Below are 7,264 nucleotides of genomic sequence, written 5' to 3'. Positions count from 1 at the left end.
AGCCCGAATATCTTCTGCTTCCAGTGCCGCAATGATTTCTGGTAACTTCATGGGGTTAGGCTCATCGATACCGGAAATTGGATTCATGATCAAACGTGCGTGCTTCATTTATTTGCCTAACCTTAGATAGTGTTGCAAACTATCTTTTAAGTTTAACGTCATTCCGCTTGTTACTTTAGCGCAGGACTACTTTTTGAGTCATATGCGATCACACTAATGCTATCGTCCAGCTGCCAGTTGAAATGCTTCGGCTACAGGTCCTAAAGCCAAAACTGGTAAAAACGTTAGTACGCCCAAAATCAAAATTACTCCTGCTGTTACCCCTGTAAACAAACCAGTATCTGTGCGTAATGTTGTAGCAGTTGCAGGTGTAGATTGTTTATGCGACATACTGTCAGCTAATAGCAGCATGGCAATAATGGGGATATATCGTCCCGCAAAAAGGGTAACGGTAGTACTTAAATTCCACCATAAAGCAGTGGGTGCGGGTTGACTATCAGCTAGCCCTTCAAACCCAGAGCCGTTGTTAGCAGCAGCAGAGGCATACTCATACACCACTTGAGCCAAACCGTGAAAACCTGGATTGCTAATGCCTGCCAAGGTATCTGGAAAGGTAAGGGTAATTGCTGTAGGAATTAAAATCAATATTGGGTGGATGAGCAAAATCACGCTTGCTAGGGTGATTTCCCATTGCTCAATTTTACGTCCCAAAAATTCTGGGGTGCGCCCTACTAACAAACCAGTGAGAAATACACTTAATAATAGATATATAAATAAGGAAGCAGTTCCAGTTCCCTGCGCACCAAAGATGACTTGCACAAATAAGTTCAGCAGAGCGCAAAAACCACCGGGTGGCATGAGAGAATCGAACATTCCATTGGGTGCGCCTGTCATTGTTGCGGTGGTGGCGATCGCAAACAAAGCAGTTTGCGCCCAACCCAGTCTCACTTCTTTACCTTCTAAATTCTGTTGCTCTCCAATCACAGCATTCACTAATGGATTACCTTGATATTCACCCACGGCTGTCACTACAACTAAAACCACAAAGATGGCAAACACCATCCAAAAAAGTAGCCAAGTTTGCCTGGTATTACCAATAAATACCCCGTAAGTGTGTATTAAAGCAGTGGGAATAGAAAGCATCGCTACGATTTGGATCAGATTAGAGGCAGCATTGGGATTTTCAAACGGGTGAGCCGAGTTTCCCGCAAAAAAAGCACCTCCATTTTCCCCTAACATTTTGATAATTTCAAAATGAGCTACAGGACCTCTAGCAATGGTTTGAGTTGCTCCTTCTAAAGTTGTCACTGTCACCGGACCTGCTAAAGTTTCGGGAACACCCAAGCTCATCAACACCGATGCACCGATAATGCAGATGGGCAGAAACACCCGCGTGATTGTGCGAGTTAAATCCACGTAAAAGTTTCCCAACCGTCTACCACTCAAACCCCGAATAAAGGCAATTCCTACTGCCAAACCTGTAGCAGCAGCAATAAACATTAAAAAACCTAAAGCCGCTACTTGGCTGAAGTAGGACATGGTACTTTCCGGTGTATAATGCTGGAGGTCAGCATTGACTAAAAATGAAATTGTGGTGTGCAATGCTGTATCCCAAGTTAGCATTCCTAAGTTGGTAGGATTCAAGGGCAACCATTTTTGAAACATCAGCAGTAAAAATACCAAGATGCCCATAGCCAAATTGCTAATTAGTACAGCCAGGGCATACTCTAATCCAGTCATTTCCTCTTCTGGTTCAATCCCTCCCAGTAAATAAATTACCCGCTCTAAGGGTTTCATTGCGGTATCAAGAAATGTTTTGCGTCCTAGAAAAACTCGCGCTAAATAGTTGCCAAATATAGGACTTAGCACTACTACAATAAGTAGCGTCAAAGCAATTTGAAAAAATCCTTGTAACATTAATAAAAAAAACCCTGATGAAAGTATGATTACATTGGCTGGAAAACGATCAAGCTTCAAGCAAGCAGTCGTTGAGCGAGTAGTAACAAGGACGAGTTTTCTTGAGAGTAACTTTGAGAGCGGGAACCATCATGGGATGGATTGCTATGGCTAGGATATAGTCTTCAGGATAAATAGTCGGATTATCTTTAACTGGAATGATTTGACCTTCTCTTAAAAGTCCCATTAAAGTGCATTTTTCAGGTATTTTAATATCATTCAAACTAATTCCACAGTAACTGCTATTGGGGAGAATTAAAACACTAACTAGGCTGGGATCAACTAACTTGTGATTTTCTAGCATAAAATTATGAAAATAACTAAAAAATTACTGTGAAAAAGTGGGCGATCGCTACTGCCTCTGACAGTCTCGACTTGATATTATTCCATTTGGTAGTATAGTTTGACATAAAGTAACAGAAGGGCTATTCTGAAGATTTTTAGGTCTTGAAGCTTTAATCAGATTTGCACGGCTAAGATTAGCATTCCTCAAATCTGTTCTATCTAGGTTAGATGCTTCTAAATTTGCCCCTTGTAAATCAGCATCAACCAGCATGGTACTCTTGAGATCTGCGCCAGTTAAATCGGCTCCTTGCAAATTTGCATTACGCAGATCTGCCCACTTTAAATTTGCATTTCTAAGATTGGCATTCTTGAGGTTAGCTCCTTGAAGATCTGTTGATCCCAAGTCAACTCCCTCTAGATTTGCCCCCGCAAAATTCACTTTTGATAGATTACAGCCGAAACATTTCCTTGTTTGTTGAAGTTGTTGAATCTTTTGCTGTTGAAGAAAATCATTACCTTGGCTAACAAGTTCGGGACTAGCAGCAACTACCACAGGAATAAGCAGACGTAGTAAGGGAATCATAATTATTACAAAGGTTCAGTTTAGAGACTATAAGAGTGCTTTGCTTTTGCACGACTACGCCACCAAGCGAGTAGGGGACTGGCAATGAAAATGCTGGAATATGCACCCATTCCAAACCCAACGATCAGAGCAAGAGCGAAGTTTTTTAGAGTTTCTCCACCAAAAACGAACAGAGAAAACAAAGTGAGTAAAACGGTGAATACTGTGTTCAGAGAACGAGTGAGGGACTGGCGCACTGATTCATCCACTAGTTCATCAATCGGCATAGTGGGATGTAAGTTAATGTTTTCCCGGATGCGATCGTAAATAACGACTGTATCTGTAACAGAGAAGCCAGCGATCGTCAGTAGGGCAACGACAAAAAGACTGTCTACTTCCGTACCCAGTACCAAACCCAAAATTGAGAAAATACCCAATGTAATCATAATGTCATGGAACAGCGCAATGATAGCGAACAAGGCATAGTCAGAGCGGAAGCGCAAACTCAGATAACCACCAATTCCAGCAAAGGCAACGAACAGCGAGAGTAAGCCAGAGGTAAAAAGCTCCCGTCCAACAGTGGGTCCTACAGTATCAATTTGAGTCTTTTCGGCAGCAAATGCACCTACTTTTTGACTTAGAAGTGTTTGTAGTTTGGTACGCTGATCGACATTCAACGGCTTGGTACGAATGGAAAGTGCCTGTTGTTCTGTTCCCAACAGTTGAATGCTGCTGTCTGCCAAGTTTAATTCGGCTAGCGTACTGCGAACTTGAGCAAGGTCGATTGGTTTAGCACAATTGCCCGGTTGGGTGCAGTTTAACTCAAATTGTAATCGAGTACCACCAGTGAAATCCAGTCCTGGTCGAAGTGGTGCGCCCAACTGTTGCCAAGAGATGAACATAGCAATTAAGCCACTTAAAATCATTACTCCTGATATAGTCCACCACAATTTTTGCTGTTGAATAACACTGAATTTCATCGTAAAAACTCGCAGGATACCCTTTAATAATGTAAAAATTTCCCTATGCCTTTCTTCGGCATTACTATCTAGGGCAGTAGTCTGGGCAATTGAGCGCTTGTTTGGTTAACACAATAGAAGGGTTAACCGTACAATTAAGATAACTATTTTCATCAAAATATTGACATTTACAACAAGGAACTTTGCTGAAACGGTTGATAGTTAGTTTGCCGTTGTGACGAAACTTCCACACATTTGATATAAGAAGGAAAACAGCACTTGCCCAAATAATTATTAGGCAAACAGGAGCAACTAAATGTTCTGAATGGGGGATGATTTCGATTTTTTGTTTCGTGGTAGTATCTGTTGATTCTCCAACTTTTACTTCCACAAATTTGGTCTGATTAAAATTATTTTCTGTTAATACATAAAGTCGAAAAAACTCCAAATTATACATCATAAAAACCTTTATTTAAAGAGTCTTATCACTCTTACCCCCGAACCAAAGAGCAAGAGTGCTTTCCCCTAATACCAATTCACTTTAACTGCGAGACAAATTTTAGATGTAGAGACGCGATATATCGCGTCTCTGAGCGAGTTGATATATATCATGCCCGATCGTGAAATGGTATAAGTATGTAGCTGCTTGCTTATCGACTAACCTTTGAGGTGTTGGAAGAGATTTCCGATTGAAAATGAACCAGAGGGATTAACTGGGTGCGGTTTTTCCGCACTTTCTTTTTGATTACTCTTTACTTCAGTATTTGTGCTGGTTTTCCAAACAGAGGTTATCACCTCAATCTTATGGACTTGTAATAGTCCACAATATTTTGAAACAACGACACCTCGATCTGATGTCTCATTCTTAAATTGAGGAACCAGTAGAGTAGACACTCCTGCCTCTAACCAGGCTTGTTGCAATAGGGGTGAACCTTCAACGATGACAATCGATTGAGCGGGAATGGTATGGTTAACTTTAATCCTTTCTCCACCAATACACAAAGCTTCCGTAAAAGAGATTAGATTGCCTTGAGCCTGAATGTTGCTGATTTCGCCTTTAAATCTAGTTGTGAGTGGAACACCTAAGTCTTCAATCATCTTAGGATCTGGTACATGATGGGAGAAAAAATAAGTATCCATGTGTTTGATAACGTATAAAATTTGCTCGACAAACTTTCGTTTTTTTGAGCTTTTTTCTTTTGCTTTAATGCTATTGTGCACTAATCCTTAAAAAAATTTATGCCCTTTCAGATATATTTTGACAGTATTTCATATCCTATATTGCTAAGAATATGAATGTTTATTTACTCAACTAAACAATATATATCTGGAAATATATTTTTGATATATACCAGTATTCCGCGCAGCAAACAGATCGTTCTTTGCTGTTGACTGTCAACTGTTAACCGTTAACAGTTGACAGTTGACTTAATGTCCATTTGAGATAATATGAATGTCAATATCGGTGAGACTTCGCACCAATTTATTAATTAAAGATCCACTCAGTAGAAGATCCCAGTAAGAACGACGAGTTTGACCTAATACTACTTGAGTAATCCGGTAAGACTTTGCCACCTGAGCAATTTCCTCTACTATATTACAAGCGGATACTCGCAAAAACTCACCCGTAAACTCTTGGCACAGGCGATCGCAACTTTCAATATAAAGAGCTTCCTCTTTTGTCAGCTTTCGTTCAGGGTTGTTGACAAACAAAACGTATAGCGGGGCATTCATACATTCGGCTATTATAGCTCCCCGTCGAATCAATCTTTGAGAGTTTTGTTGGGAAGAGATGCAAACCAGTATTCGTTCGTGAACACAACAGACGTGTCCGTTACTAGTACCATTATTTAGTCGGGCTGCTTCCTGAATTTCTTTCTTTTCAATATTATCTGCTACTTGCCGCAGCGCCAGTTCTCGCAAAGCAACTAGCTTAGAGCGTTGGAATAAGTTTTGCAGGCACTGCTCAATGTTTTCTTGGGGATAAATTTTGCCATCAAGCAATCGCTCTTCTAATGTTTCTGGCGTAACATCCACCACCACTACTTGATCTGCCATTTCTAATAAACTGTCAGGAATGCACTCCCGCACAACCATTCCTGTAATCTCTGTTACCTGACTGCTGAGACTTTCTAAATGTTCAATGTTGAAGTTAGAGTATACATCAATACCCGCTGCCAGAATTGCTTCTACATCTTGATAGCGTCTTGTTCGCTCCAATCCTGAAATGTTGGTATGCGCTAACTCATCCACTAGAACTAACTGAGGTTGGCGTTTAAGCACCGCATCAGTATCCATCTCGGTGAATGTCAACCCACCCATTTTGATCGTATGACGTGGGATTACCTCAAAACCAAGAGCTTTAGCAGATGTTTCCGGGCGATCGTAAGTTTCCAACCATCCAATTACTACGTCTATACCATCTCGTTTGAGAAGGCTTGCTTCTTCCAACATCTTGTAGGTTTTGCCCACACCGGGAGCCATGCCAAGAAAAAGCTTGAGCTTGCCGCGCCGAGGACGACAACTGTAGGTATTACTAGGTGAAAGGGCGTAAGGATTACACATCATTGCCGTATTAATGCTAACAATGATATTTTACTTCTATTCAATACTTAAAATTTACTTAAAAAGTATCAAGTTTTCTACTTTTGTTGTATTGGCACTCGAATTGGCGTCATTTCATATCCTTTCTAACGTTTCTATTTCCCTAAGGATCTGTGCCATCTTTCGGGCACGCTGTTTTCTATAGCTTATGTACTTCAGAAAGCAGCCCAAGATAAAGCCAATGAGTACGAAGGTGAAGAAAAATCCGGCGAGAAAATTTATACTGTAGCTAGGTTGCCCTGCTAAGTTTGGTTGATTGGGATCAACTGATTGTATATTCTTGTAAGTCATCTCAACTTTTAAAACTACGAGTCTACTTAATGATCAAGCCATAGAATCAACGTCAATGTAAATATAGCTGCCGTGACAGCGGCTTTCCAATGGTAGATGTAGAAGCTATAATGCTTCCCTCGAACCCCTCTATATTGAGCAGTTCTTTGATAAGTTCTAGATCTCATCATCTTGCATACGCCTTATTTTTCGGCGTCTCTCAAGTAAATTATTATCAAACTTTTCTAAATAAATTACAAGGTATAGATTGTTATTTATTACTTTTATATATCACGATATATAGCTCTTAAAGATTAGAAATGTTTAGTAAGTTTAGACGCTGTATATATCTATAAATATAAAAAATAATAAATGCAAAATAAATACCTATTTTTCGTCAAAATTTACTGGCTTTTTAATGAGCACTCCTGACATCATTCGTCTGTGGCGTGCGCATCAACTGGAAGCGCAACGGGTGGATTGGGATCATCTTCAAGTTGATAGGTGGGTGTAGTGAAAGCAGGCAAAATTACTTTCAATGCCTGTTTAACCGTAACTTTTCACTCCCCCCCCATTAGCAAGATGACTTGTGAGTTAGTAAAAGAATAAAAATGATTCGAGTGTGAGC

Annotated in this window: 6 protein-coding genes; all 6 read right to left on the bottom strand. The window is 40.2% G+C overall.

What is annotated here, in order from left to right:
* Positions 1-219: 219 nt before the first annotated feature.
* The 6 genes from kdpA to ICL16_RS37955 all read right to left on the bottom strand — a co-directional run bounded on the left by kdpA (position 220) and on the right by ICL16_RS37955 (position 6,327).
* The gene (gene kdpA / locus ICL16_RS37980) at positions 220-1,917 is read right to left on the bottom strand and encodes a potassium-transporting ATPase subunit KdpA (protein ID WP_190836753.1); all 1,698 of its coding nucleotides are present in this window, start codon (positions 1,915-1,917) and stop codon (positions 220-222) included.
* 49 nt (positions 1,918-1,966) lie between these two features.
* The gene (locus ICL16_RS37975) at positions 1,967-2,260 is read right to left on the bottom strand and encodes a TrkA C-terminal domain-containing protein (RefSeq protein ID WP_190836752.1); all 294 of its coding nucleotides are present in this window, start codon (positions 2,258-2,260) and stop codon (positions 1,967-1,969) included.
* Positions 2,261-2,308: 48 nt separating this feature from the next.
* Positions 2,309-2,824 carry a pentapeptide repeat-containing protein gene (locus ICL16_RS37970; RefSeq protein WP_190836751.1) on the bottom strand — a complete coding sequence of 172 codons (516 nt, stop codon included), beginning with the start codon at positions 2,822-2,824 and terminating at the stop codon, positions 2,309-2,311.
* Between the two features lie 20 nt (positions 2,825-2,844).
* On the bottom strand, positions 2,845-3,783 hold the full coding sequence (gene secF / locus ICL16_RS37965) for a protein translocase subunit SecF (RefSeq protein ID WP_190836750.1): 939 nt from the start codon (positions 3,781-3,783) through the stop codon (positions 2,845-2,847).
* 636 nt (positions 3,784-4,419) lie between these two features.
* Entirely contained in the window at positions 4,420-4,902 is a 483-nt protein-coding gene (locus ICL16_RS37960) for a hypothetical protein (protein ID WP_190836749.1), read from the bottom strand.
* A gap of 288 nt (positions 4,903-5,190) precedes the next feature.
* A complete protein-coding gene (locus ICL16_RS37955; protein ID WP_420485326.1) occupies positions 5,191-6,327 on the bottom strand; it encodes a universal stress protein in 1,137 nt (378 codons plus the stop codon).
* Positions 6,328-7,264: the final 937 nt, after the last annotated feature.

Origin of the sequence: Iningainema tapete BLCC-T55 (assembly GCF_014698965.1) — a bacterium.
Classification (GTDB): Bacteria; Cyanobacteriota; Cyanobacteriia; order Cyanobacteriales; family Nostocaceae; genus Iningainema; species Iningainema tapete.
This window is presented reverse-complemented; position numbering and strand designations above follow the sequence as displayed.

Coding starts and splice junctions, on each gene's coding strand:
- kdpA (WP_190836753.1), bottom strand. CDS start 1,917: ATGTTACAAGGATTTTTTCAAATTGCTTTGACGCTACTTATTGTAGTA.
- ICL16_RS37970 (WP_190836751.1), bottom strand. CDS start 2,824: ATGATTCCCTTACTACGTCTGCTTATTCCTGTGGTAGTTGCTGCTAGT.
- secF (WP_190836750.1), bottom strand. CDS start 3,783: ATGAAATTCAGTGTTATTCAACAGCAAAAATTGTGGTGGACTATATCA.
- ICL16_RS37975 (WP_190836752.1), bottom strand. CDS start 2,260: ATGCTAGAAAATCACAAGTTAGTTGATCCCAGCCTAGTTAGTGTTTTA.
- ICL16_RS37960 (WP_190836749.1), bottom strand. CDS start 4,902: ATGGATACTTATTTTTTCTCCCATCATGTACCAGATCCTAAGATGATT.
- ICL16_RS37955 (WP_420485326.1), bottom strand. CDS start 6,327: ATGTGTAATCCTTACGCCCTTTCACCTAGTAATACCTACAGTTGTCGT.